22 protein-coding genes are annotated in these 24,381 nt (G+C 58.6%); 4 read left to right on the top strand and 18 right to left on the bottom strand.

Going from position 1 to position 24,381, the window contains the following annotated elements:
* Positions 1 to 714, top strand: coding sequence for a DUF3108 domain-containing protein (locus NTD85_RS17665; RefSeq protein WP_103521559.1), 714 nt, complete (start codon positions 1 to 3; stop codon positions 712 to 714).
* Between the two features lie 193 nt (positions 715 to 907).
* On the opposite strand, the gene NTD85_RS17660 is transcribed toward NTD85_RS17665, so the two are convergent.
* The gene (locus tag NTD85_RS17660; RefSeq protein WP_262142804.1) at positions 908 to 2,533 is read right to left on the bottom strand and encodes a methyl-accepting chemotaxis protein; all 1,626 of its coding nucleotides are present in this window, start codon (positions 2,531 to 2,533) and stop codon (positions 908 to 910) included.
* Positions 2,534 to 2,663: 130 nt separating this feature from the next.
* Positions 2,664 to 3,719 carry an amidohydrolase family protein gene (locus NTD85_RS17655; protein WP_410017542.1) on the bottom strand — a complete coding sequence of 352 codons (1,056 nt, stop codon included), beginning with the start codon at positions 3,717 to 3,719 and terminating at the stop codon, positions 2,664 to 2,666.
* A gap of 128 nt (positions 3,720 to 3,847) precedes the next feature.
* On the opposite strand from NTD85_RS17655, the gene NTD85_RS17650 reads away from it, so the two are divergent.
* On the top strand, positions 3,848 to 4,264 hold the full coding sequence (locus NTD85_RS17650; protein ID WP_003223035.1) for an OsmC family protein: 417 nt from the start codon (positions 3,848 to 3,850) through the stop codon (positions 4,262 to 4,264).
* Between the two features lie 61 nt (positions 4,265 to 4,325).
* Complete coding sequence (locus NTD85_RS17645) at positions 4,326 to 5,189, top strand: pirin family protein (protein ID WP_262142802.1); 864 nt, start codon at positions 4,326 to 4,328, stop codon at positions 5,187 to 5,189.
* A 146-nt stretch (positions 5,190 to 5,335) separates the two neighbouring features.
* On the opposite strand, the gene NTD85_RS17640 is transcribed toward NTD85_RS17645, so the two are convergent.
* From NTD85_RS17640 to NTD85_RS17625, 4 genes are all read right to left on the bottom strand, one after another.
* On the bottom strand, positions 5,336 to 6,064 hold the full coding sequence (locus NTD85_RS17640) for a dienelactone hydrolase family protein (protein WP_262142801.1): 729 nt from the start codon (positions 6,062 to 6,064) through the stop codon (positions 5,336 to 5,338).
* Between the two features lie 67 nt (positions 6,065 to 6,131).
* The gene (htpG, locus tag NTD85_RS17635) at positions 6,132 to 8,036 is read right to left on the bottom strand and encodes a molecular chaperone HtpG (protein WP_103485448.1); all 1,905 of its coding nucleotides are present in this window, start codon (positions 8,034 to 8,036) and stop codon (positions 6,132 to 6,134) included.
* A gap of 81 nt (positions 8,037 to 8,117) precedes the next feature.
* On the bottom strand, positions 8,118 to 8,570 hold the full coding sequence (locus NTD85_RS17630; RefSeq protein ID WP_262142800.1) for a PaaI family thioesterase: 453 nt from the start codon (positions 8,568 to 8,570) through the stop codon (positions 8,118 to 8,120).
* A complete protein-coding gene (locus NTD85_RS17625) occupies positions 8,567 to 9,043 on the bottom strand; it encodes a PaaI family thioesterase (RefSeq protein ID WP_262142799.1) in 477 nt (158 codons plus the stop codon). The genes NTD85_RS17630 and NTD85_RS17625 overlap by 4 nt, the downstream gene beginning before the upstream one ends.
* 158 nt (positions 9,044 to 9,201) lie before the next feature.
* Here NTD85_RS17625 and NTD85_RS17620 point away from each other — a divergent pair, with 158 nt between their 5' ends.
* Positions 9,202 to 9,438, top strand: coding sequence for a hypothetical protein (locus NTD85_RS17620; protein WP_003223025.1), 237 nt, complete (start codon positions 9,202 to 9,204; stop codon positions 9,436 to 9,438).
* 75 nt (positions 9,439 to 9,513) lie between these two features.
* On the opposite strand, the gene NTD85_RS17615 is transcribed toward NTD85_RS17620, so the two are convergent.
* The 12 genes from NTD85_RS17615 to sdhC form a co-directional block, all read right to left on the bottom strand.
* The gene (locus tag NTD85_RS17615) at positions 9,514 to 9,915 is read right to left on the bottom strand and encodes an MAPEG family protein (protein WP_003223023.1); all 402 of its coding nucleotides are present in this window, start codon (positions 9,913 to 9,915) and stop codon (positions 9,514 to 9,516) included.
* Positions 9,915 to 10,652, bottom strand: a complete 738-nt coding sequence (locus tag NTD85_RS17610; RefSeq protein WP_003223022.1) for a DUF599 domain-containing protein — start codon at positions 10,650 to 10,652, stop codon at positions 9,915 to 9,917. Before NTD85_RS17610 ends, NTD85_RS17615 begins: the two co-directional genes overlap by 1 nt.
* 256 nt (positions 10,653 to 10,908) lie before the next feature.
* Positions 10,909 to 12,222 carry a branched-chain amino acid transport system II carrier protein gene (gene brnQ, locus NTD85_RS17605; protein ID WP_003223020.1) on the bottom strand — a complete coding sequence of 438 codons (1,314 nt, stop codon included), beginning with the start codon at positions 12,220 to 12,222 and terminating at the stop codon, positions 10,909 to 10,911.
* Positions 12,223 to 12,677: 455 nt separating this feature from the next.
* Entirely contained in the window at positions 12,678 to 13,559 is an 882-nt protein-coding gene (gene sucD / locus NTD85_RS17600; RefSeq protein WP_003223019.1) for a succinate--CoA ligase subunit alpha, read from the bottom strand.
* On the bottom strand, positions 13,559 to 14,725 hold the full coding sequence (gene sucC / locus NTD85_RS17595; RefSeq protein WP_003223015.1) for an ADP-forming succinate--CoA ligase subunit beta: 1,167 nt from the start codon (positions 14,723 to 14,725) through the stop codon (positions 13,559 to 13,561). The genes sucD and sucC overlap by 1 nt, the downstream gene beginning before the upstream one ends.
* A gap of 198 nt (positions 14,726 to 14,923) precedes the next feature.
* Positions 14,924 to 16,360 (bottom strand): dihydrolipoyl dehydrogenase, encoded by a 1,437-nt coding sequence (lpdA, locus tag NTD85_RS17590; protein WP_003223013.1) that lies wholly within the window; start codon positions 16,358 to 16,360, stop codon positions 14,924 to 14,926.
* A gap of 97 nt (positions 16,361 to 16,457) precedes the next feature.
* Positions 16,458 to 17,681, bottom strand: coding sequence for a 2-oxoglutarate dehydrogenase complex dihydrolipoyllysine-residue succinyltransferase (gene odhB / locus NTD85_RS17585; protein WP_003223011.1), 1,224 nt, complete (start codon positions 17,679 to 17,681; stop codon positions 16,458 to 16,460).
* A 42-nt stretch (positions 17,682 to 17,723) separates the two neighbouring features.
* On the bottom strand, positions 17,724 to 20,555 hold the full coding sequence (locus NTD85_RS17580) for a 2-oxoglutarate dehydrogenase E1 component (protein ID WP_003223009.1): 2,832 nt from the start codon (positions 20,553 to 20,555) through the stop codon (positions 17,724 to 17,726).
* 259 nt (positions 20,556 to 20,814) lie between these two features.
* Positions 20,815 to 21,519, bottom strand: a complete 705-nt coding sequence (locus NTD85_RS17575) for a succinate dehydrogenase iron-sulfur subunit (protein ID WP_003223007.1) — start codon at positions 21,517 to 21,519, stop codon at positions 20,815 to 20,817.
* 11 nt (positions 21,520 to 21,530) lie between these two features.
* Positions 21,531 to 23,303, bottom strand: coding sequence for a succinate dehydrogenase flavoprotein subunit (gene sdhA / locus NTD85_RS17570; RefSeq protein ID WP_003223001.1), 1,773 nt, complete (start codon positions 23,301 to 23,303; stop codon positions 21,531 to 21,533).
* A 3-nt stretch (positions 23,304 to 23,306) separates the two neighbouring features.
* Positions 23,307 to 23,675, bottom strand: a complete 369-nt coding sequence (gene sdhD, locus NTD85_RS17565; RefSeq protein ID WP_003222999.1) for a succinate dehydrogenase, hydrophobic membrane anchor protein — start codon at positions 23,673 to 23,675, stop codon at positions 23,307 to 23,309.
* On the bottom strand, positions 23,669 to 24,043 hold the full coding sequence (gene sdhC / locus NTD85_RS17560) for a succinate dehydrogenase, cytochrome b556 subunit (protein ID WP_016773673.1): 375 nt from the start codon (positions 24,041 to 24,043) through the stop codon (positions 23,669 to 23,671). Before sdhC ends, sdhD begins: the two co-directional genes overlap by 7 nt.
* Between the last annotated feature and the right edge of the window lie 338 nt (positions 24,044 to 24,381).

Raw genomic sequence — 24,381 nt, 5'->3', positions numbered from 1 at the left:
ATGCGTCGCGCCCTGCTCTTCGCTTGCGCTCTGTTCGCCCTGCCCTTCGCGCAGGCGGCAGACCTTCAACCGTTCTCCGCCAGCTACACCGCCGACTGGAAACAGTTGCCCATGAGCGGCACCGCCGAACGCAGCCTGACCAAGGAAGCCAACGGCGTCTGGAAACTCAGCTTCAAGGCGTCGATGATGATCGCCAGCCTGACCGAAGAAAGCACCCTGACTCTGGACAAGGACACACTGCTGCCACAGTCCTACCACTTCGAACGTGGTGGTCTGGGCAAAACCAAGAAAATGGATCTGGACTTCGACTGGAATGCCAAGATGGTCACCGGCACCGATCGCGGCGATCCTATCAAGGTTGCACTGAACCGTGGCATGGTCGACAAATCCACCTACCAGTTGGCACTGCAGCACGACCTGGCCGCCGGCAAAAAGACCATGAGCTATCAAGTGGTCGATGGCAGCGATGTCGATACCTATGACTTCCGTGTACTGGGTGCCGAGAAAGTCGACACCAAGGCCGGCCAGATCGATGCGATCAAAGTCGAGCGCGTGCGCGACCCGACACAAAGCAAGCGCATCACTGTCCTGTGGTTCGCCAAGGACTGGGATTACCTGCTGGTCCGCCTGCAACAGGTCGAAACCGACGGCAAGGAGTACAACATCATGCTCCAGGACGGTACGGTCAACGGCAAGCCAGTCAAAGGCAGCTGATCCGCCGCTACAACGAAAAGCCCCGCCAATGCGGGGCTTTTTTGTGCGTGCAATTCCCAAGCGACTCACAATCACTGTGGGAGCGGGCTTGCTCGCGAAGGCGGTGTGCCAGCTAACGAAGATGTATCTGATACAACGCCTTCGCGAGCAAGCCCGCTCCCACAGGGGGTGAGTGCAATCATCAAGGGTCAGCTCAGACCGAAAATTTGGCCACCATATTGTTCAAATCCACCGCCAGCCGCGACAACTCCTGGCTCGCCGCACTGGTTTGATTCGCCCCCGCAGACGTCTGAATCGCCAGATCGCGGATGTTCATCAGATTGCGATCCACCTCCCGCGCCACCGCCGCCTGCTCCTCCGAGGCACTGGCGATCACCAGGTTGCGTTCGTTGATCAAGGTGAACGCTGAGGCGATCTCCTCCAACGCCACACCCGCAGCCTTGGCCAGCTCAAGGGTCGAATGCGCACGGATGTTGCTCTGCTGCATGGAGCTCACCGCCGAATCGGTGCCTTGCTGAATGCCACCGATCATTTGCTCGATTTCCTGAGTCGATTGCTGAGTGCGATGCGCCAGCGCCCGCACTTCATCAGCGACCACTGCGAACCCGCGACCAGCATCACCGGCCCGTGCAGCCTCGATCGCCGCGTTCAACGCCAGCAGATTGGTCTGCTCGGCAATCGAGCGGATCACATCGAGCACCTTGCTGATGCCGTGAACCTTCTGCGCCAGATCCTCGACCTGCGTTGCGTTGGACGTGACATCCTCGGCCAGCGATTCGATTGAAGTCACGGTCTGCCTGACCTGCTCGCGCCCATGCTGGGCAATGCGGTCAGACTCGCGTGATGCTTCGGAAGTCGCCACGGCGTTGCTCGCCACCTCTTCCACGGCGGCAGTCATCTGATTGACCGCCGTGGCGGCCTGCTCGATCTCCAGGCTTTGCTGATGCAGCCCGCGCGTAGCGTCCTCGGTGACACAGCTCAGCTCTTCCGACGCCGAAGCCAGTTGGCTGGACGACTCGGAAATCTGCCGGATGGTGTCGCGCAGGTTGTGCTGCATGCTTTTCAGCGCCTGCAGCAGCCGCGCCGGCTCGTCCTTCCCGGAAATACTGATATCGCCGGTCAGATCGCCGCCGGCCACCACTTCGGCCACGCCCAGCGACTGCGCCAGAGGCAGGACGATACTGCGGGTCAACAGCAACGCCAGACCGATGGTGATCAGCGCCGTAATACCGATCATCACCCCGACCCACACGCGCGAATTGATAAACACCAGCCGTGCGGCTTCGGTAGCGAGGTTGGCGTTGTGCTTGTTCAGCTCGACCAGCTCCTTCAGGGTCACCGCCATGTCGTCAGCCAAAGGGCTCATCTGACCATTGAGGATCGTTGCGGCCTCCTCGACACGATTCTGGGCAGACAACTGCATGACCTGCGCCTGCAGCTCCAGATATTTGTGCTCGGCGACCTTGAAGCGATCGAACAGCGTTCGCTCCTCGGGCAATACGATCAGCACGTCATAGCGCTGCTGCGCCTCGCTCAAAACACCGCGCAGCTCATTGATCTTGGTAACGTTCTGCTCCAGCGCCTGCGGATCGCGATTGAGCAGCAGGCGCATGGTCAGCGCGCGCAGGCGCAGCATGTCCTGACTCATCTCGCCGACCGCCATCACGCTCGGCAGCCAGTTGTTGTCGACCTCATCAGACTGGGCGCGCATGTTCGACATTTGCAGCAGGGCGAACGCCCCCAAGGCAAATACCATCAGCGCCAGTACACCAAAACCCAGGCCGGCACGCGGCGCGATATTGAGACTACGGATGCTCATTACTTTGGTTCCTTCCAAAAGCGCTGCATCAACCCTGCAGCTGGTTGCCTTAGAAGGTATCGGCCCGGCGAAGAATTGCGTAAGACGAAAAGCTGATATCAAAAGGCCTTGATACTTCTAACGCTTGGCATTAACGATTCAGCGCGCTTTTCCCGGACTTTGGCGCTGTTCGCGGCAATATTGCCAGGAAGTTGTCCCGGGCCACTTTACGGGCGACATCCTCGGGCAAGGCATCAAGGAACGGGGTGAAACTGTGCATTTCCTGACCGAGCTTGTTGAATCGGCCGACAACATCCGAACCGATCATGAATCGCTCAGGGTATTTTTCCACCAATGCCAGCCATTCCGCTCGCGGCCTGCCCTGCTCGTCCAGCAAATAAGGACTGAGCATGCTCCACGACAGATCAATGAACAGGTTCGGGTAGGCCTCAAGCATCCGGCTCACGGTGGGCAGGAGGAATTTCAGCTGCGTCTGGTGCCGATGAATCTCGGCGCTGGTACCGGCGTGAGCCCAGATGAAACGCGTGTGCGGGTGATTACGCAGCGGCTCCTCGATTTCCTTCAGGTACAGCGGATTTTTCTCACGCTTGGAGGTGATATTGGAATGCAGCATCACTGGCAGATCATTTTCCGCTGCCAGGTGATAAATCCGCTTCATCGCTTCGTTATTGGCCCGAGGTGTGTCGCCGGCGGTCAGCGCCGTCAGGTCATCATGGCGGGTGAACACTTCACCAATGCCCTGCCACAGCCCCGGATACAGATCGAGCATGCGCTGAATGTGTGCGGCGGAGTTCTTGTCGTTGGGGTTGAAGCCTGAAAGGAACGGATGGAAGTGCAGTCGCTGCTCCGCAGTCAGCTTTTGCACCGCATCGGCAACGATCACATCGGTGGCGCTGTACCAGTAGGCATCGGCATCATCGCCGGCGTAATAGCGCGGACGCTTGGGTTCGTCCTCGTGCCACTTCTTCGCCACGGGAATACCGGAAATCATCACATGGTCAATGGAATTGTCCTGCATGGCCGTGAGCAATTTCGCCATGCCGGCGGTTTCCTGGAAGAAATCCACGTAGTGCAGGTGCGCATCGCTGTAGGTGTAATCGCGGGCGCTGGCGGGGCCGGCAAAGGCCAGCAGGCAGGCAAGACTCAAACGAAACAAGGACACAAGTAATCTCCGGCAGGTAGGCATAGCCTAGACCCTGAGCCGATGACAAGGGTTCATCCTGCAGGAAAGTGGAACGCGCCTCCGTAGGAATGCTCTATAACTGCAAGGTCTTTTTTGATCGCACGACTTTTCCTACTGCCAGTGAGGTTGCCATGACTGTTACCGTCAATACCGTCTCCGCCGAAGGTTTTCGTCACACCGTAAAGATCGATGACCACGAATTGTTTGCCGACGTACCGAAGTCTGCCGGCGGCGAAGGCTCGGCACCCGAGCCACACGACTACTTCGACGCCGCACTCGGCGCCTGCAAGGCCCTGACCCTGAAGATGTACGCAAAGAAGAAAGACATCCCGCTGACCGGCGTGGGTGTCGAGGTCAAACGCGACAACAGCGAAGAGCAGAAAGGCAAATACGTTTTGCACGTGACGCTCACCCTTAAAGGCGTCCTCACCGATGCCCAGCGTGAAGAACTGCTGCGCGTCGCCGATCGCTGCCCGATCCACAAACTGATGACTACCACCGACGTCAGCATCGAAACCCACGCCCCACAGGGCTTCGACAGCCAGTAATCACTCTCTTGCCAGCGGCGGGTTATGCTTCTGGCATCACCCGCTCAGCCTGGAATCCACCATGGATACGCAACCACTGATCATCCGCCCGCGCGCCGAAGACGTCGAAGGCCAACCGATCCTGCGCCCGCTGCCGTCAGCCAAATGTCGCAGCGTTGGGCCTTTCGTGTTTTTCGACCACATGCTCGAGACGGTTTATCCGACGGGCAAAGGCATGAACATCCGACAGCATCCGCACATTGGTCTGTCGACACTGACCTATCTGTTCGAAGGGCAGATCCAGCACAGGGACAGCCTTGGCTCCGATCAGGTGGTCAGCGCCGGCGATGTCAGCTGGATGACCGCCGGCAGTGCGATTGCCCACGTCGAGCGCACGCCCGAGCCGTTGTGGGAGCAAAGCTTCACGATGCACGGCCTGCAGATCTGGCTGGCCTCGCCCAAGGATCACGAGCAAGGCCCGGGGCATTACAGCCATCACCCGGCGGCAACCCTGCCGGTCAGCGATAACCTTGGCGTGCAGATTCGGATGATCGCCGGGTCAGGCTTTTGCCTGGAATCACCGGTGCCGGTGCTTTCTCCTACGCTGTACGCGGAAGTGAAGATGCAGACCGCGACCACATTGCTGATTCCGACCGAGCATGCGGAACGCGCGATTTATGTGTTGAGTGGGGAGGCACAGTTGAATGGCGAGGCGATTGAGCCACATGCACTGGTGGTATTGCCCGCCGGGGAAGAGATGAGCCTGTTTGCCGAGAGTGATGTGCACGCGGTGGTGTTCGGCGGCGCGCCGCTGGACGGACCACGACGGATCAACTGGAATTTTGTTGCGAGCGATCCGGCGACAATTGATGAGGCGCGGCGCAAATGGGCGGCCGGGGATTGGCCGACGGTGCCGGGGGAAGTTGAGCGAATCGAACTGCCCTGAGTATTGGGTCGCTGGTTAGTAAGCCTTCGCGAGCAAGCCCGCTCCCACAGGAGGAATTGTGGTGTGCATGAGTTCTGAGTACACACCACAATTCCCCTGTGGGAGCGGGCTTGCTCGCGAAGAGGCCAGTACAGGCGCCGAAAAAATCAGCCCTTGAACACTTCTTCCAGCAAATCATGCATCGACTTGAACGCACGCTTGGCGGTCTTCGCGTCGTACATCATCTTGCCTGGCACATTGGCATGCGGATCGGTGAACGAGTGCACCGCACCGCCGTAGCTGAGCAACTGCCAATCGACCTTCGCCGCGTTCATCTCATCTTCAAACGCCGGCAACTGCTCTTTCGGCACCAACGGGTCGGAGGCACCGTGCAACACCAGCACCGAGCCCTTGATGTTCTGCGCATCGGCCGGGTTCGGCGAGTCGAGGGTGCCGTGGAATGATACGGCGGCCTTCACTGGCGCACCGGTGCGTGCCAGATCCAGCGCACAGCAACCACCGAAGCAGAACCCGAACACCGCCAGTTTCGAGGTATCGACCGCCGCTTCACCCTGCGTCTGCAATTGCTCGAACGCCGCTTGCATGCGCTTGCGCAGCAGAGCGCGATCATTTTTCAGCGGCATCATCGCCGCACCGGCCTGATCACCGTTCTGCGGACGCACGGACTGGCCGTACACGTCAGCAATCAACACCACGTAGCCCTTGGCCGCGACCGACTTGGCGATCTCCTCGGCACCGGCGCTGACGCCCATCCAGTTCGGCGCCATCAACAGGCCCGGGCGCGCGCCCTGGTGCTCGGCGTCGAACGCCAGACGACCTTCATAAGGCTGGCCATCCAGCTGATAGACCACGGAACGTACAGTGACTTGGCTCATTTCTGACTCCTGAATGTTAAACACCAGAATGAAAAAACCCGCCGAAGCGGGTTTTTCTGCAACGTGATTAAACCGACAGTTCAACCAGCAGCTTGTTCAGACGGCGCACATAAGCGGCCGGGTCTTTCAAGCTGTCGCCGGCAGCCAGGGCTGCCTGATCGAAGAGGATGTGCGACAGGTCGCCAAAACGCTCTTCGTTCTGCTCGCCGTCGAGTTTCTCGATCAGCGGGTGGCTCGGGTTGAATTCGAAAATCGGCTTCGAGTCCGGTACTTTCTGCCCGCTGGCTTCGAGGATCTGGCGCATTTGCAGGCCCAGGTCCTGTTCGCCGATCGCCAGAATGGCTGGCGAGTCGGTCAGACGGTGAGAGACGCGAACCTCGGCAACGGAATCGCCCAGCGCAGTTTTCAGACGCTCGACCAAACCTTCCTTGGACTTGGCGACTTCTTCTGCGGCCTTTTTGTCCTCTTCCGAGTCCAGGTTGCCCAGATCGAGGTCACCGCGTGCCACGTCAACAAACGTCTTGCCGTCGAATTCGCTGAGGTAGCTCATCAGCCACTCGTCGATACGGTCGGTCAGCAGCAGCACTTCGATGCCTTTCTTGCGGAAGACTTCCAGGTGCGGGCTGTTCTTGACCTGCGCGTAGGTTTCGCCGGTGAGGTAGTAGATCTTGTCCTGACCTTCCTTGGCTCGCGCCAGGTAGTCGGCCAGACCGACGATCTGCTCGCCGTCGTCGCCTTGGGTCGATGCGAAACGCAGCAGACCGGCAATTTTTTCCTTGTTGGCGAAATCTTCTGCCGGGCCTTCTTTCATGACCTGACCGAAGTTTTTCCAGAAGCCCTTGTATTGCTCAGGCTCGTTCTTCGCCAGTTTTTCCAGCATATCCAGCACGCGCTTGGTCAGCGCCGACTTCATCGAGTCGATGATCGGGTCTTTCTGCAGGATTTCCCGCGACACGTTCAGCGACAGGTCGTTGGAATCGACCACGCCTTTGATGAAGCGCAGGTACAGCGGCAGGAACGACTCGGCCTGATCCATCACGAACACGCGCTGCACGTAGAGCTTCAGGCCTTTCGGCGCTTCACGCTGGTACAGATCGAACGGCGCGCGGGCCGGCACGTACAGCAGCGAGCTGTACTCGAGCTTGCCTTCGACCTTGTTGTGGCTCCAGGCCAGCGGGTTTTCGAAGTCGTGAGCGATGTGCTTGTAGAACTCCTGGTATTCCTCGTCCTTCACTTCAGTGCGCGGACGGGTCCACAGGGCGCTGGCGCGGTTGACGGTTTCCCATTCAACGGCTGGCTTCTCTTCACCTTCGGTGGCAGTGACTTCTTTCGGCAGCTCGATCGGCAGCGCGATGTGGTCGGAGTATTTCTTGATGATGTTGCGCAGGCGCCAGCCATCGGCGAACTCGTCTTCAGCGGCTTTCAGGTGCAGGACGATGCGGGTGCCGCGCTCTGGCTTGTCGATGGTGGCGACTTCGAACTCGCCCTCGCCTTTCGACGACCAGTGCACGCCTTCGCTGGCAGGAGTGCCGGCACGACGGCTGTACACGTCAACTTTGTCGGCAACGATGAAGGCCGAGTAGAAACCGACACCGAACTGGCCGATCAGGTGCGAATCTTTCTTCTGATCGCCCGAGAGATTCTTCATGAAATCGGCGGTGCCCGACTTGGCGATGGTCCCCAGGTGGGTGATCACATCGTCACGGTTCATGCCGATACCGTTGTCTTCGAGCGTGACGGTCTTGGCGTCCTTGTCGAAGCTCACACGGATTTTCAGTTCAGCGCCACCTTCAAGCAACTCAGGCTTGGCCAGGGCTTCGAAGCGCAGCTTGTCGACAGCGTCAGAGGCGTTCGAGATCAATTCGCGAAGGAAGATTTCCTTGTTGGAATACAGCGAATGGATCATGAGGTGCAGCAGCTGCTTTACCTCGGTCTGGAAGCCCAGGGTTTCCTTTTGAGTTTCCACACTCATGGTCATCAAACTCCAATCAGATGGCATTGGCCGCGACCCAGATGGTCGGCGGCGGGTTGTTCACTGAGTTGGGGGCAGCGTTCAGGATTTCAAGGGCTCATCAATTTTGAAGTGTGCACGGGCGGTGGCAATCGGTTCGCTCTCGGTACTTTGCCAGGCGGTGATGGCGACGTTGGCCACGCGCCGGCCCTGGCGGCAGACCTGACATTTGGCCCAAGTGTCGCGAAACTGCCCGGCACGCAGGTAATCCAGGGAAAAGTCGATGATCTTCGGCACCCCGGGCGAACCGGTGAAGATCAACAAATGCAACGCGGCTGCCAGCTCCATGAACCCGGCAATCACCCCGCCATGGATCGCCGGCAATAAAGGGTTACCAATGTTGTCCTTGTTCGCCGGCAGCTTGAACAGCAGCTCATCGCCGACTCGGGAGCATTCGACGCCGATCAGTCCGGCGTAAGGAATTATCTGCAACAGCGGCGCGTAATCACCGTGAGCGTGGGCCTGCTGCAGTTGTTGCTTCCAGTCATCGCTCATCGGCTTGCTCCTTTGATCCTGCCGCCAAACCCCTGGGTGCCTTTCAGGCCCTTGCCCATGCGCATGAAGGTACCGACGACGTGAGCGATGGGTTGCTGCGGGTCGTCCTGATAGGCAAAGCCGCGGGCGAAGATTACGTCGGTGGTGACCCGGTAACACTGGGCAAAGCCGTAGACATCCTTGTTCGGTTCGGCGGCGTGCATGTAGTCGATGCGCAGGTCCAGGGTCGGGCAGACTTCGAATTCCGGCAGCACGCACAACGTGGACATGCCGCACGCCGTGTCCATCAGCGAGGTAATGGCGCCGCCGTGGATGACCCCGGTCTGCGGATTGCCGACGATTTGCGCGCTGTACGGCAGCTTTACCGTCAGCCCTTCGCTGCTGGCGCTGTGCACCGTCAAACCGAGCACCTGACAATGACGCAGGGCCGAGAGAAATCGCGTTGCGCGCTCAAAAACGGGGTTTTCAGCCATTTGATAATTACTCTCGTCAGAGCCTTGTGCCAGTAGTAGGAAATAACGCAAAAGTTCCACTGAAAAACAAACTTATATATCTGAAAGAAATGAGGAACTTAACGTTGGGGGCAACGTTCTTAAGGCCAGTAGTTATTTTCCATAAGGAGAAACACCCCATGCGTAAGACTTTAGCTATTGCCTTGATGTTGACCGCTTCCCTCGGTCTCGCTGCCTGCGATAAAAAATCCGAGGACAAAGCTCAAGATGCCAACCAACATGCTGAACAAGCTCAGCAGAAAATGAACGAAGCTCAGGATAAAGTGAACGACGCAGCGAAAGAAAACGCTGAAGCCGCCAAAGATCAGGCTGAATCGAATCAGGCTGCTCAGGAAGAAGCTGCCAAGAAGCAATAATTGCGACTTGATGCAGAAAAAGAAAACCCGCCAAGTGCGGGTTTTCTTTTGCCTGTAATTTTTCGCTAGTGCCGCTTAGAGCAAGACGGTTCTAAAAGTCGGACTAATCATCAGCAACAAAGAACATATCAGGCCGACCAGCCAGACCAGGCTGCGCAGGGAGGGTTTATCAGCGAGGTACAACCACAAGTAGAGAATCCGTGCGATCACGAAGATGATCGCCAAGGCATCGATCAACCAGCCTTGTGTCTGCGTGGTGTGCGCCATCAGCACACCGACGGCAAACAGGATGAACGCTTCGATGCTGTTCTGGTGCGCCGCCAGTGCCCGCGCGCCATAGCCAGTCAGTTGCGCCTGTTGCTGGCGCGGCAGATGGTTGTTGTAACCGCCCTGCTCTTTCATGGCCTTGCCCACCGGCATACGCGCGATGTAAATCAACAGTGCACTGATAAACACACACCAGAACGGAATACTCATCAAGCGGCCTCTTTATTGGTTTCGGGCAACGGCGCCTCTGTAGGGGTATAGACCATCACGTCGAGAACGTCGGAATGAAACTCGCGGCGATACAACACCAGCACGACTCCAGCACTCATCAACATGAACAACCATGGGCTGACAAACCAGGCCAGCATGCTCATGCCGAAGTAATAAGAGCGCAGGCCAAAGTTGAACTGGTTGGCCGCCATCGAAATCACCCGCGCCGCCCGCAGTGCGAATGCCTTGCGCTCCTGCTCCGAAACCTGACGCTCACCGATCATCGGCGCTGAACCGACCAGCACCGCCGCAAAGTTGTACTGACGCATGCACCAGCTGAACGTGAAGAACGCATAGACGAACACCAGCGCCAGGCACAGCAACTTGATCTCCGACATACCCTGCGACGCCTGCTGCACCATCGGGATGTCCGCCAGCAACGACACTGCACGCTCGGACGCACCGAGCACGGTGAGAATACCGGCGAGGATGATCAGGGTGCTGGAGGCGAAGAACGAGGCGTTGCGCTCCAGATTGCCGATCACGCTGGCGTCGGCGATACGGTTGTCACGCAGCAGCATGCGGCGCATCCAGTCTTCGCGGTACAGGTGCAACACGCTGGCGAGGCACGCGGTGTCGCGGGCCTTCCACGACGCATAGCGGGTGTAGCCGCCCCAGCAGATGACGAACCAGAGCGCGGCCAGCAGGTGGATCAGGTTGGCTTGGATGAACGACATTCGTTTTCCTGTGAAGTGTGGATGCATTACCTGTAGGAGTGAGCCTGCTCGCGATTGGGTGGCGCATCCGGCATTGATCTGACAGACACGACGCCATCGCGAGCAGGCTCACTCCTACATAAAATCCGTGCAGTGCTTCGACGTTAGCTCGCGAAAAAAGACACTGCCTGACACCCATAAAAAATGCCCCGTATCGATTGATACGGGGCATTTCTGTTTAAGCGCTGAAGACCCGCTTGTGGCGGGTCAGGCAACGTCAGGCAACGGCTTCGCTGCGCTTGCCCAGCAGGCGATCGCAAACCACGGCGACCACCAGGGTCATCACGCATGGCACCAGCCACGCCAGGCCCTGCTCGCTCAGCGGCAGGTGCGACAGCTGCGACGGCATCCAGTCAGCCAGACCGGCGCCCTTGAGGGCGTCGATGGTGCCGAACAGGAACGACACCAGCATCACCGGGCCAAGAATCCGGCCATGTTCATGCCAGAAGTCCTTGCAGAAGCTCAGGGCCACCAGAACGATGCACGGCGGGTAGATCGCGGTCAGCACCGGGATCGAGAACGCGATCAGCTTGGTCAGGCCGAGGTTCGACACCAGCAGCGAGAACGCGGCCAGAATGATCACCAGAGTCTTGTAGGACAGTGGCAGCACGCGGCTGAAGTATTCAGCGCAGGCACAAGTCAGACCGACCGCCGTCACCAGGCACGCCAGCGAGATCAGCACCGCGAGGAAACCGCTGCCCAGCGAACCGAAGGTGTGCTGCACGTAAGCGTGCAATACCGCCGCGCCGTTGGTGGCACCCGCCGCGACTTCATGGCTGCCGGAACCGAGGCGGAACAGGCTGATGTACACCAGCGCCAGGCCGACACCGGCGATGAGGCCGGCAATGATCGCGTAACGGGTGATCAGCGCAGGCGACTCGACGCCACGGGAGCGGATCGCGTTGACGATGACGATACCGAACACCAGCGCGCCGAGGGTATCCATGGTCAGGTAACCATTGATGAAGCCCTGGGAGAACGGTGCCGCGACGTATTCAGGCGTGGCCTGACCGATATCACCGGCCGGCAAGGCGAACGCGGCAATGCCGAGTACCGCCAGGGCGATGATTTTCAGCGGCGCGAGGAAGCGCCCAACGGTATCGAGCAGACGCCCCGGATACAGCGAGATGAAGAACACCAGCAGGAAGTACACCGAGCTGTAGAGGAACAGCGCCAGCGGGCTTTCGCCGGTCAGTGGCGCCAGACCCACTTCGAACGACACGGTCGCGGTTCGCGGGGTGGCGAACAGCGGGCCGACCGCCAGGTAGCACGCCGCGGCAAGCACACCGCCGGCGATCTTGCCGATCGGGCTGCTCAGCGCATCCATCGCACCACCGACCTTGGCCAGGGCGACGACGGTGACCACCGGCAGACCGACTGCCGTGATCAGAAAGCCCAGCGCCGCCATCCAGACGTCAGGTCCGGACTGCAGGCCGACGATAGGCGGGAAAATGATGTTGCCGGCCCCGACGAACAGGGCAAATGTCATAAAGCCCAGTGCCAGGATGTCCTGACCTTTCAAAACTTTCATTAAGGAAATACCACACTACTGAATCGGAATTTAGAGGGGGATTTCCCTGTGGGGTTAGGGAAATGCTGTCAGTCCGTATAAGACTGACCCGTTTAGCGCGTTGCATGCCTTGTGGGCGGCAGACGCAAAAATGGCTGCTAGCCTAACGAATTTGTCTGACAAACGCACTGTTTGAGGGCGAACTATCCGATACACGACGTGTCTGTGTCGCGTTTACGCATTTATTTTTCCTGCGGAGCACTCCGTGGCGAGGGAGCTTGCTCCCGCTCGACTGCGCAGCAGGCGCATATCCCGAAAACACTCATGAATCCGAAGATTGCATTAGGGCCGCTTCGCAGCCCAGCGGGAGCAAGCTCCCTCGCCACAAGAATCCACTCAAATACCCATATGCCAGAAACAACAAAGGCCACCCGAAGGTGGCCTTTGTCTGGTGAAGCGTCAGTCAAGCACGAGGCTTACTTGACGGCCCAACCGGTCAGCTCGGCCAGGGCCTTGCCGATGTCCGCCAGCGAACGCACGGTTTTTACGCCTGCGTCTTGCAGCGCAGCGAATTTCTCGTCTGCAGTGCCTTTGCCGCCAGAGATGATTGCGCCAGCATGGCCCATGCGCTTGCCCGGAGGAGCAGTCACACCAGCGATGTAGGAAACAACCGGCTTGGTCACGTGTGCCTTGATGTAGGCAGCCGCTTCTTCTTCAGCCGAACCGCCGATCTCGCCGATCATCACGATCGCTTCGGTCTTCGGGTCTTCCTGGAACAGCTTCAGGATGTCGATGAAGTTCGAACCCGGGATCGGGTCACCACCGATGCCGACGCAAGTCGACTGACCGAAACCGGCGTCAGTGGTCTGCTTCACAGCTTCGTAGGTCAGGGTGCCGGAACGCGAAACGATACCGACCTTGCCTGGCAAGTGAATGTGACCTGGCATGATGCCGATCTTGCATTCGCCTGGGGTGATCACGCCTGGGCAGTTAGGGCCGATCAGGGTAACACCCAGCTCGTCGCACTTAACTTTAGCGTCCAGCATGTCCAGGGTAGGAATGCCTTCGGTGATGCAGACGATCAGCTTGATGCCGCCGAACGCTGCTTCCAGGATCGAGTCCTTGCAGAAAGGAGCCGGAACGTAGATCACGCTGGCGGTAGCGCCGGTGGCAGCAACTGCGTCTTTAACGGTGTTGAACACTGGCAGACCCAGGTGCTCGGTGCCGCCTTTGCCCGGAGTTACGCCGCCAACCATCTTGGTGCCGTATTCGATGGCTTGCTGGGTGTGGAAACTACCTTGCGAACCGGTAATACCCTGGCAGATAACTTTGGTGTCTTTATTGATCAGGACGCTCATTATTTGCCCTCCGCAGCTTTGACAACTTGTTGAGCAGCGTCGGTCAGGCTGGTAGCAGCGATGATGTTCAAACCGCTTTCTGCCAGTACTTTAGCGCCCAGCTCAGCGTTGTTGCCTTCAAGGCGAACAACAACCGGGATTTTCACGCCGACTTCTTTCACAGCGCCGATGATGCCTTCGGCAATCATGTCGCAGCGAACGATGCCGCCGAAGATGTTGACCAGTACTGCAGCGACGTTGGTGTCGGACAGGATGATCTTGAAGGCTTCGGTCACGCGCTCTTTGGTAGCACCACCACCTACGTCGAGGAAGTTGGCTGGCTTGCCGCCGTGCAGGTTGACGATGTCCATGGTACCCATGGCCAGGCCGGCACCGTTGACCATGCAGCCGATGTTGCCTTCCAGCGCTACGTAGTTCAGTTCGAACTTGGCAGCGTGCGCTTCGCGCGGATCGTCTTGCGACGGATCGTGGAAAGTCTTCAGCTTAGGCTGACGGTACATGGCGTTGGCGTCGATGTTGATCTTGGCGTCCAGGCAGTGCAGATCGCCGTCAGCCTTGATCACCAGCGGGTTCACTTCCAGCAGGGCCAGATCGTGATCCTGGAACAGTTTGGCCAGACCGACGAAGATCTTGGCGAACTGGGCAACTTGCTTGCCTTCCAGACCCAGTTGGAACGCCAGCTCGCGACCCTGGAACGGCTGAGCGCCAACCAGTGGATCGATAGTGGCTTTCAGAATTTTTTCTGGAGTGTCGTGAGCGATTTTCTCGATGTCCACGCCACCTTCGGTGGAAGCCATGAACACGATGCGACGGCTCGAACGGTCAACGACAGCGCCCAGGTACAGCTCTTTAGCGATATCAGTGCACGATTCAACCAGGATCTTGGTGACTGGCTGACCATTGGCGTCAGTCTGGTAAGTCACCAGACGCTTGCCCAGCCACTGCTGTGCGAAGGCCTTGGCGTCTTCTTTGTTGCGAACCAGCTTGACGCCGCCCGCTTTACCGCGACCACCGGCGTGGACCTGGGCTTTGACAACCCACTCGCTGCCGCCGATTTTGTCGCAAGCTTCTGCTGCTGCTTCCGGGGTGTCTACTGCGTAACCAGTGGAAACTGGCAGGCCGTATTCAGCGAACAGCTGCTTACCCTGATACTCGTGAAGATTCATGCTTTTTACCGTCTTCGTTAGGTACTGCGCATTCGGCGCTGCGCTCTTGATGAGTGCCGCGCCACCTGTGACTGCTGCTTGCGTAGCCTTTCCGGATACCCGGTGCAGCTACGCAAGACTGCGTCCAGCGGACATTCCGCGGTGAGACTTGCTCGCAAGGCTCACGACGGGCCGTTACCGCCGTGGTTTCTTATTGTCTTAACGCTTCTTGCGGTTGGCGATGTGGATGGCGCCGCCATTCACAGCCAGAGCAGCTTCGTGCAAGGCTTCAGACAGGGTCGGATGGGAGAAAACCATCATGCCCAGGTCTTCAGCGCTGGTGCCGAATTCCATACCGATCGCGCCCTGCTGAACCAGTTCTGCAGCGCTTGGGCCAATCACATGCACGCCCAATACGCGGTCAGTCTTGGCATCAGCGATGACCTTGACGAAACCACCGGTATCGTTGGCGGCCATGGCACGGCCGGAAGCGGCGAACGGGAAGGTGCCGACGTTAACTTCAACGCCTTCGGCTTTCAAGGCCTGCTCGGTTTTGCCAACCCACGCGATTTCCGGGTGAGTATAAATAACCGAAGGGATCAGGTCATAGTTCATCTGGGCTTTGTGGCCCTTGATGCGCTCGACAACCATGATGCCCTCTTCCGAGGCCTTGTGCGCCAGCATCATGCCGCGAACCACGTCACCGATGGCGTAAACGCCCGGTACGGTGGTGGCGCAGTGATCGTCAACGTGCACGAAACCGCGCTCGTCCAGGGTCACGCCGCTGTCGGCAGCCAGCAGATCAGTGGTCACCGGACGGCGACCAACGGCTACGATCAGCTTGTCGAAAGTGATGGTCTGTTCGCCGTTGGCATCGGTGTAGTTAACAACGACTTCGTCGCCGTTGACTTTGGAACCGGTGACGCGAGCGCCCAGCTTGATGTCCAGACCCTGCTTGGTCAGGGTTTTCAGCGCTTCCTTGGAAACGGCGGTGTCCGCTGCCATCAGGAACGTGTCCAGAGCTTCCAGGACAGTCACTTCTGCACCCAGACGCGACCAGACCGAGCCCAGCTCCAGACCGATCACGCCAGCGCCGATAACGCCCAGACGTTTAGGAACGGATTGGAATTCCAGAGCGCCAGTCGAATCGACGATGACTTTCTGATCGACCGGAGCCGGTGGAATGTCGATCGGACGCGAACCTGGCGCCAGGATGACGTTTTCGGCTTCGATGACTTCAACCGAGCCGTCCGGCTTGGTGACTTCGACTTTCTTGCCAGCCAGCAGCTTGCCGTGGCCCTGAATCGAAGTAACGCCGTTGGCCTTGAACAGGGTGGCAACGCCGCCGGTCAGGTTCTTGACGATGCCAGCCTTGCGGCCAACCATCGCAGCGACGTCCATTTTGACTTCGCCGGTCGAGATACCGTGAACGTTGAAGCTCTCTTTGGCTTCCTTGTACTTCCAGGAGCTGTCGAGCAGCGCCTTGGACGGAATGCAGCCGACGTTCAGGCAAGTACCGCCGAGGGCCTGCTTGCCTTCAGCGTCGGTGTACTTCTCGATGCAGGCAGTGGTGAGACCCAGCTGCGCGGCCTTGATGGCAGCAACATAGCCGCCAGGGCCGGCACCGATCACTACTACGTCAAATTTCTGCGACATTCAAAAAATCCTCTTGAGCGAAAAGCTTCAAGCCGCGCGCTGCGGGCCGCACCGCCGTTTCCGACGGTACGCTACCCGCAGCGCATGGCTGCTTCTATCAGATATCCAGCAACAGACGAGCCGGGTCTTCCAGCAGGTTCTTGATGGTCACCAGGAAGGTTACAGCTTCTTTGCCATCGATCAGACGGTGATCGTAGGACAGTGCCAGGTACATCATCGGACGGATCACGACCTGACCGTTGATGGCCATAGGACGCTGGATGATGTTGTGCATGCCCAGAATCGCTGCCTGCGGCGGGTTGACGATCGGAGTCGACATCATCGAACCGAAGGTACCACCGTTGGTGATGGTGAAGGTACCGCCAGTCATCTCTTCCATCGACAATTTGCCGTCACGGGCTTTCTTGCCGAAAGTGGCGATGCCGCCTTCGATTTCAGCCAGGCTCATCAGCTCGGCGTTACGCAGAACCGGTACGACCAGACCACGGTCGCTGGAAACGGCAACACCGATGTCGGCGTAGCCGTGGTAAACGATGTCCGCGCCGTCGATCGAGGCGTTGACCGCCGGGAAGCGTTTCAGCGCTTCGGTGGCAGCCTTGACGAAGAACGACATGAAGCCCAGGCGTACGCCGTTGTGGGACTTCTCGAACAGGTCCTTGTACTTCGAACGCAGGGCCATGACTTCGGTCATGTCGACTTCGTTGAACGTGGTCAGCATCGCCATGTTCGACTGGGCTTCAACCAGACGCTCGGCAACCTTGGCACGCAGACGGGTCATCGGCACGCGTTTTTCAACGCGATCACCGGCAGCGAATACCGGAGCAGCGGCAGCCGGAGCAGCAGCCTTGGCAGGTGCGGCAGCTGGAGCGGCTTTCTTCGCGGCAACAGCAGCGACCACATCTTCCTTGGTCACACGACCACCCTTGCCGGTGCCGGCAACGGAAGCGATGTTGATGCCATTCTCTTCAGCCAGCTTGCGCGCAGCAGGAGCAGCAACAGGATCGTCTTCGCCTTCGGCAGCAGCCGGTGCGGCAGCAGCAGCGGCCGGAGCAGCAGCGGCGGCTGGAGCAGCGGCAGCAGCGCCGCCCGCTTCGATGGAGCCCAGAACTTCGTCGGACAGAACGGTGTCGCCTTCGTTCTTGACGATTGCGCCCAGCACGCCGTCGGCGGTAGCCAGCACTTCCAGTACGACTTTGTCGGTTTCGATGTCGACGATCAGGTCGTCACGCTTGACGGCGTCGCCCGGTTTTTTGTGCCAGGTGGCAACGGTGCCATCGGCAACCGATTCCGGGAAAGTGGGGGCTTTGATCTCGATAGCCATTATCTGTGGTTCCTTAAATTCGGTTTCAGGTGCGCGAAGGCGTTAAACGGTAAACGCGTCTTGCAGCAGTTTTTCCTGCTGCTCGGCGTGCATCGATGCGTAACCACATGCTGGGGCAGCAGAAGCCTCACGGCCCGCGTACTCGAGTACGAGAGACTTGTTGAGGTTACCGATGCTGCGACGCAGGTGATGCTGGCTGCAGTACCAGGCACCCTGGTTCATCGGCTCTTCCTGACACCAAACGGCATGCTTGACGTTGGTATAAGGCGCCAGGACTTCTTTCAAGTCGTCCTCAGGGAATGGATACAGCTGCTCGATACGCACGATGGCGATATCGTCACGGCCTTCGGCACGGCGTTTTTCCAGCAGGTCGTAGTAGACCTTGCCGCTACACAGAACAACGCGCTCGACCTTTTTCGGGTCCAGGGCATCGATTTCCGGGATCACGGTCTGGAACGAACCTTCGGCCAGATCTTCCAGGGTCGAGACGGCCAGCTTGTGGCGCAGCAGCGACTTCGGCGTCAGCACTACCAGAGGTTTGCGCAGCGGGCGAATCACCTGACGACGCAGCAAGTGGTAGATCTGGGCCGGAGTGGTCGGCATGCACACCTGAATGTTGTGCTCGGCGCACAGCTGCAGGTAACGCTCAAGACGTGCCGAGCTGTGCTCAGGACCCTGACCTTCGTAGCCGTGCGGCAACAGCATGGTCAGACCGCAGAGACGGCCCCACTTGTGTTCGCCGCTGGTGATGAACTGGTCGATAACAACCTGTGCACCGTTGGCGAAGTCGCCGAACTGGGCTTCCCAGATCACCAGCGCGTTTGGCGTGGTGGTCGAGTAGCCGTATTCGAAGGCCAGTACCGCTTCTTCCGACAGGAACGAGTCGTACAGGTCAAAGCGTGGCTGACCTTCGTACAGGTGTTTCAGCGGAATGTAGGTGCCAGCATCTTTCTGGTTGTGCAGCACAGCGTGACGGTGCGAGAACGTACCGCGGCCGATGTCCTGACCGGTCATGCGGATCGGGTGACCTTCGAACGCCAGGGTCGCGTACGCCATGGTTTCGGCGTAACCCCAGTTGATCGGCAGGCCGCCGGCTTGCATCTTCTGACGGTCTTCGTAGATCTTCGCAACCTGACGCTGAACCACGAAGCCTTCCGGAATTTCCAGCAGCTTGGCGGACAGTTCCTGCAGGGTCTTCAGATCGAAACGCGTGTCGTGACGCGCAGTCCAGGCGTGGCCCAGATACGGACGCCAGTCCACGAACAGCTCTTTGTTCGGCTCTTTGACCAGCGATTTCACGACGTGCAGACCGTTGTCCAGCGCGTTGCGATATTCGTCGACTTTCGCCTGAACACGCTCTGCGTCGAGTACGCCGGCCTGGGTCAGACGATCAGCGTACAGCTCACGGGTGGTGCGCTGCTTGGTGATCTGCTGATACATCAGCGGCTGGGTACCGCTTGGCTCGTCGGCCTCGTTGTGGCCGCGACGACGGTAGCAGACCAGGTCGATCACCACGTCACGCTTGAACTGCATGCGGTAGTCGATGGCCAACTGGGTCACGAACAGCACGGCTTCCGGATCATCGCCATTCACATGGAGGATCGGCGCCTGGATCATCTTCGCAACGTCGGTGGCGTACTCGGTGGAACGCGAGTCCAGCGGGTTGCTGATGGTGAAACCGACCTGGTTGTTGATCACGATGTGCACGGTACCGCCGGTCTTGAAACCGCGGGTCTGCGACATCTGGAAGGTTTCCATGACCACGCCCTGACCTGCGAATGCAGCGTCACCGTGGATGGAGATCGGCAGAACCTTCTCACCGGTCGGGTCGTTACGACGATCCTGACGGGCGCGAACCGAACCTTCTACCACCGGCGAAACGATTTCCAGGTGGGACGGGTTGAACGCCATGGCCAGGTGAACTTCACCGCCGGCGGTCATCACGTTGGACGAGAAGCCCTGGTGGTATTTAACGTCACCGGAACCCAGCTCGACCTTCTTCTTGCCTTCGAACTCGTCGAACAGCTCGCGCGGGTTCTTGCCGAAGGTGTTGACCAGCACGTTCAGACGGCCACGGTGGGCCATGCCGATGACGACTTCCTTGGTGCCGTAGGAACCGGAACGCTGGATCAGTTCGTCGAGCATCGGAATCAGGCTTTCGCCGCCTTCCAGACCGAAACGCTTGGTGCCCGGGTATTTGGTGCCCAGGTATTTTTCCAGGCCTTCACCGGCAGTGACGCGCTCGAGCAGATGGCTTTTGATGTCGGCGGAGTACGTCGGACGACCACGCACGCTTTCCAGACGCTGCTGGAACCAGTGGCGCTGCTCGGAATCGGTGATGTGCGTAAATTCAGCGCCGATGGTGCGGCAATATGTCTGCTGCAACGCTTCGTGAATTTCGCGTAGGCTCGCTTCCTCTTTGCCGATGAACAGGTCGCCGGCACGGAAGGTCGTATCAAGATCGGCATTGGTCAAGCCGTAATGATTGATCGACAGGTCTGCAGGTGCAGGACGCTGCCACAGCCCCAGCGGGTCCAGCTGGGCTGCCTGGTGGCCACGCATACGGTAGGCCTGGATCAATCGCAGCACTTCAACCTGCTTCTTCTCGTGCTCACTGCTCACGCTACCGGCGGAAACCGGTTGGGCGCGGCGCTGGTTCTTTGCCAGCAGCACGAAATGATCGCGAATTGTGGAGTGCGAAACATCAGTGGCAGAGCTGCCGTCGGCAGGCAGCTTCTGAAAGTAGGTGCGCCACTCTTCTGGCACAGCGTTAGGGTCGTGCAGGTAGAGCTCATAAAGCTCTTCCACATAGGCAGCGTTTCCACCTGAAAGGTAGGCGCTGTTCCACATGCGCTGCATCACGCTTTCTTGCATGCTTGGTCACCCTCGGTTAGGGGAACACCATCGGCGTCAATACCGAGCAAACTTGCAGAAGTCCGAATGCAGCGACCAAAACAAGCCACTTAGGATCACGCTGATAGTCCGGGTACCAGCCCGGATGCCCCTGCTTGTCTCATTTCTTCAAAATAAGAGCTGCAGCTTGTGGCTACTGCTCTGGTTATAGCCATGACGCGGGTTGAAGCCCGCGCCACAGCCTCTTCGGTACAGCGGTTCTACGGTTACAGCAGCTGAATCACACGCCACTCGAAAGCAGCATGTTACGGATGTGACCGATGGCCTTAGTCGGGTTCAGGCCTTTCGGACATACGTTGACGCAGTTCATGATGCCCCGGCAGCGGAAAACGCTGAACGGGTCATCAAGCGAAGCCAGACGCTCGGATGTCTTGGTGTCACGGCTGTCTGCCAGGAAGCGGTACGCTTGCAGCAGGGCAGCTGGACCCAGGAACTTGTCCGGGTTCCACCAGAAGGACGGGCACGAGGTCGAGCAGCAGGCGCACAGGATGCACTCGTACAGACCGTCGAGCTTTTCACGCTCTTCAGGGGACTGCAGACGCTCGATGGCCGGAGCCGGCGTGTCGTTCTGCAGGTAAGGCTTAACCTTCTCGTATTGCTTGTAGAAGATGCTCATATCGACAACCAGGTCACGGATAACCGGCAAACCTGGCAGCGGACGAACGATCAACTTGTTGCCTTTTACGACAGCGGACAGCGGCGTGATGCACGCCAGACCGTTCTTGCCGTTGATGTTCATGCCGTCGGAGCCGCAGACGCCTTCACGGCAAGAGCGACGATAGGAGAAACCCTCGTCCTGCTCTTTGATCAGGGCCAGCACGTCCAGCACCATCAGGTCTTTACCACCGGTATCGACCTGGAATTCCTGCATGAACGGCGCAGCGTCCTGATCAGGGTTGTAGCGATAAACACTGACTTGCAACATGGCGATCACCCTTAATAAGTCCGGACTTTAGGTTCGAAAGTCGGAACAGTCTTCGGCGAGAAGTTAACGGCACGTTTGGCGACGCGTTTCTCACCCGGGAAGTACAGGGTGTGGCACAGCCAGTTTTCGTCGTCACGGTCTTCGAAGTCTTCACGGGCGTGAGCGCCGCGGGACTCTTTACGAACTTCGGCCGCGATGGCGGTAGCTTCAGCCACTTCCAGCAGGTTTTGCAGCTCGAGCGCTTCGATACGTGCAGTGTTGAACGCCTGCGACTTATCGTTGATCTTCACGTTGGCGATACGCTTGCGCAGATCAGCCAGTTGAGCGATACCCTTCTGCATGTATTCGCCGGTACGGAACACACCGAAGTAGTTCTGCATGCAGCTTTGCAGCTCGCGACGCAGGGTGGCCACGTCTTCGCCATCGGTACGGCCGTTCAGCGCGTTCAGACGCGACAGGGCTGCTTCGATGTCGGACTCGGTAGCGTCGTCGTATTCGATGCCGTCGGTCAGCGCCTTCTCCAGGTGCAGGCCGGCAGCGCGGCCGAATACCACCAGGTCGAGCAGCGAGTTGCCGCCCAGACGGTTGGCACCGTGTACCGATACGCAAGCCACTTCACCTACCGCGAACAGACCAGGAATGATCTGATCCACGCCTTCGGCGTTTTGAGTGATCGCCTGACCATGAATGTTGGTGGCAACGCCGCCCATCATATAGTGGCAGGTCGGAACAACCGGAACCGGTGCAACCACCGGGTCAACGTGTGCGAAAGTCTTCGACAGTTCGCAGATGCCTGGCAGACGGCTGTGCAGCACTTCCTCGCCCAGGTGGTCGAGTTTGAGCATTACGTGGTCGCCATTCGGACCGCAACCGTTGCCGGCGATGATTTCTTTAACCATCGAGCGGGCAACCACGTCACGACCAGCCAGGTCCTTCGCGTTCGGAGCATAACGCTCCATGAAACGCTCGCCGTGCTTGTTGATCAGGTAACCACCTTCACCACGGCAACCTTCGGTCACCAGTACACCGGCGCCGGCGATGCCGGTCGGGTGGAACTGCCACATTTCGATGTCTTGTACCGGCACGCCAGCACGCAGCGCCATGCCAACGCCGTCACCGGTGTTGATCAGGGCGTTGGTGGTGGAGGCGTAGATACGGCCAGCACCGCCAGTTGCCAGTACGGTGGCCTTGGCGCGGATGTACGAAGTTTCGCCGGTTTCGATGCAGATCGCGATCACACCGACAAACTCGCCTTCCTGGTTTTTCACCAGGTCGACCGCGTAGTACTCGTTCAGGAACGTGGTACCGGCTTTCAGGTTGCCCTGATAAAGGGTGTGCAGCAGCGCGTGACCGGTACGGTCGGACGCTGCGCAGGTACGGGCAGCCTGACCGCCTTTACCGTAGTCCTTGGATTGACCACCGAACGGACGCTGGTAGATACGGCCTTGTTCGGTACGCGAGAACGGCAGACCCATGTGGTCCAGCTCGAAAACGGCAGCCGGGCCTTCCTGACACATGTATTCGATAGCGTCCTGGTCACCGATGTAGTCGGAACCCTTGACGGTATCGTACATGTGCCAGCGCCAGTCATCGTTCGGGTCAGCGGACGCGATCGCGCAGGTGATGCCGCCCTGGGCGGATACAGTGTGCGAACGGGTCGGGAAAACCTTGGTGATCACCGCAGTCTTGTGACCGCCCTGCGCCAACTGCAGCGCAGCGCGCATGCCGGCACCGCCACCACCAATAATGATGGCGTCGAAAGAAATCGTTGGAATGTTAGCCATGACTCAGATACCCCAGAGAATCTGCACACCCCAGACGAAGTAAGCGAACATTGCAACGCCGCATACTGCCTGGAAAAGGAAACGTATAGCCGTCGCGGACTTGCCGAACGCCATTGGCGTCAGGTAATCAGTCGCGATGGTCCACATGCCGACCCAGGCGTGAGCGCCGAGAGCAACAAGGGCCAGGAGGCTGAAAATACGCATCCCGTTGTGAGCGAACAGTTCATGCCACTGGGCGTACTCGAGGCCTGGGTGGGCCACGACGTATCCGATCAGAAAGATGAAGTAAGCCGCGAGAACGACCGCCGACACACGTTGCGCCATCCAGTCATAGAGGCCCGAACGCGAGAGGTTCGTGACGTTAGTTACCATATCCAGACTCCTGCCAGAACGATTACCACCACGGAAACGGCGATAACGATTTTCGAGCCCAGCTTGCCGCCTTCCAGCGTCTCACCGATGCCCATGTCCATGATCAAGTGGCGCACACCGGCAACCAGGTGATACAGCAGAGCGGACAGGATGCCCCAAATCACTAGCTTGGCTAGCGGACTGGTCAGACACGCTTTCACCTGACCGAAGCCTTCCTCGGAGCTCAGCGACTTGTCCAATGCATAAAGCATGATGGCAAGGCACACAAAGAGGATGACACCGGAGATACGGTGAAGAATGGACGTGTAAGCAGTGACTGGGAGTTTGATGGTCCTTAGGTCTAGGTTTACAGGTCGTTGGCTTTTCACGGCTTTTTTTTCACACTGAAGAGCCCCTAACAATCAGGGCAAAGTTGTTGGGGAGTGCACTGGTCAGGTAACCACCACCCAGGGATGCGACCCCCAATGAAAGCAAGCCCAAAAGCCCTTGGCGGTCGGTGGCCGAGTATAGACAGTTAGGCTACTAATGACAACGCAATCACCTACCCCCAATAGCTGATTGCACAAGTCGCATAAAAGGCGTAAATGGCAGTCAATTTCGAGGAAAAAGTGCGCTTAAAGCCTTCTGGAGCAAGACTTTAGGCAAATTGACATTCGAATTTATCTCACTATAGTGGTGCGGGCCCTGCGTGGGGGGTCTGTCTGAT

The sequence above is a fragment of the Pseudomonas sp. 13B_3.2_Bac1 genome (assembly GCF_025466205.1).
In the GTDB taxonomy this organism is placed as follows: Bacteria; Pseudomonadota; Gammaproteobacteria; order Pseudomonadales; family Pseudomonadaceae; genus Aquipseudomonas; species Aquipseudomonas fluorescens_H.
Note: the sequence above shows the minus strand (reverse complement) of the source record. Positions and strands in the feature narration are given on the sequence as shown.

Excerpts from the sequence above, each read along its gene's own strand:
- NTD85_RS17660 (WP_262142804.1), bottom strand. The coding sequence starts at position 2,533 with ATGAGCATCCGTAGTCTCAATATCGCGCCGCGTGCCGGCCTGGGTTTT.
- sucD (WP_003223019.1), bottom strand. The coding sequence starts at position 13,559 with ATGAGCGTCCTGATCAATAAAGACACCAAAGTTATCTGCCAGGGTATT.
- NTD85_RS17630 (WP_262142800.1), bottom strand. The coding sequence starts at position 8,570 with ATGAGCGATGACTGGAAGCAACAACTGCAGCAGGCCCACGCTCACGGT.
- sucC (WP_003223015.1), bottom strand. The coding sequence starts at position 14,725 with ATGAATCTTCACGAGTATCAGGGTAAGCAGCTGTTCGCTGAATACGGC.
- NTD85_RS17615 (WP_003223023.1), bottom strand. The coding sequence starts at position 9,915 with ATGAGTATTCCGTTCTGGTGTGTGTTTATCAGTGCACTGTTGATTTAC.
- NTD85_RS17610 (WP_003223022.1), bottom strand. The coding sequence starts at position 10,652 with ATGTCGTTCATCCAAGCCAACCTGATCCACCTGCTGGCCGCGCTCTGG.
- brnQ (WP_003223020.1), bottom strand. The coding sequence starts at position 12,222 with ATGAAAGTTTTGAAAGGTCAGGACATCCTGGCACTGGGCTTTATGACA.
- NTD85_RS17665 (WP_103521559.1), top strand. The coding sequence starts at position 1 with ATGCGTCGCGCCCTGCTCTTCGCTTGCGCTCTGTTCGCCCTGCCCTTC.
- sdhD (WP_003222999.1), bottom strand. The coding sequence starts at position 23,675 with ATGGTAACTAACGTCACGAACCTCTCGCGTTCGGGCCTCTATGACTGG.
- NTD85_RS17655 (WP_410017542.1), bottom strand. The coding sequence starts at position 3,719 with ATGCCTACCTGCCGGAGATTACTTGTGTCCTTGTTTCGTTTGAGTCTT.
- NTD85_RS17580 (WP_003223009.1), bottom strand. The coding sequence starts at position 20,555 with ATGCAAGAAAGCGTGATGCAGCGCATGTGGAACAGCGCCTACCTTTCA.
- NTD85_RS17645 (WP_262142802.1), top strand. The coding sequence starts at position 4,326 with ATGGATACGCAACCACTGATCATCCGCCCGCGCGCCGAAGACGTCGAA.
- NTD85_RS17640 (WP_262142801.1), bottom strand. The coding sequence starts at position 6,064 with ATGAGCCAAGTCACTGTACGTTCCGTGGTCTATCAGCTGGATGGCCAG.
- odhB (WP_003223011.1), bottom strand. The coding sequence starts at position 17,681 with ATGGCTATCGAGATCAAAGCCCCCACTTTCCCGGAATCGGTTGCCGAT.
- NTD85_RS17625 (WP_262142799.1), bottom strand. The coding sequence starts at position 9,043 with ATGGCTGAAAACCCCGTTTTTGAGCGCGCAACGCGATTTCTCTCGGCC.
- lpdA (WP_003223013.1), bottom strand. The coding sequence starts at position 16,360 with ATGTCGCAGAAATTTGACGTAGTAGTGATCGGTGCCGGCCCTGGCGGC.
- NTD85_RS17620 (WP_003223025.1), top strand. The coding sequence starts at position 9,202 with ATGCGTAAGACTTTAGCTATTGCCTTGATGTTGACCGCTTCCCTCGGT.
- NTD85_RS17575 (WP_003223007.1), bottom strand. The coding sequence starts at position 21,519 with ATGTTGCAAGTCAGTGTTTATCGCTACAACCCTGATCAGGACGCTGCG.
- NTD85_RS17650 (WP_003223035.1), top strand. The coding sequence starts at position 3,848 with ATGACTGTTACCGTCAATACCGTCTCCGCCGAAGGTTTTCGTCACACC.
- sdhA (WP_003223001.1), bottom strand. The coding sequence starts at position 23,303 with ATGGCTAACATTCCAACGATTTCTTTCGACGCCATCATTATTGGTGGT.
- htpG (WP_103485448.1), bottom strand. The coding sequence starts at position 8,036 with ATGAGTGTGGAAACTCAAAAGGAAACCCTGGGCTTCCAGACCGAGGTA.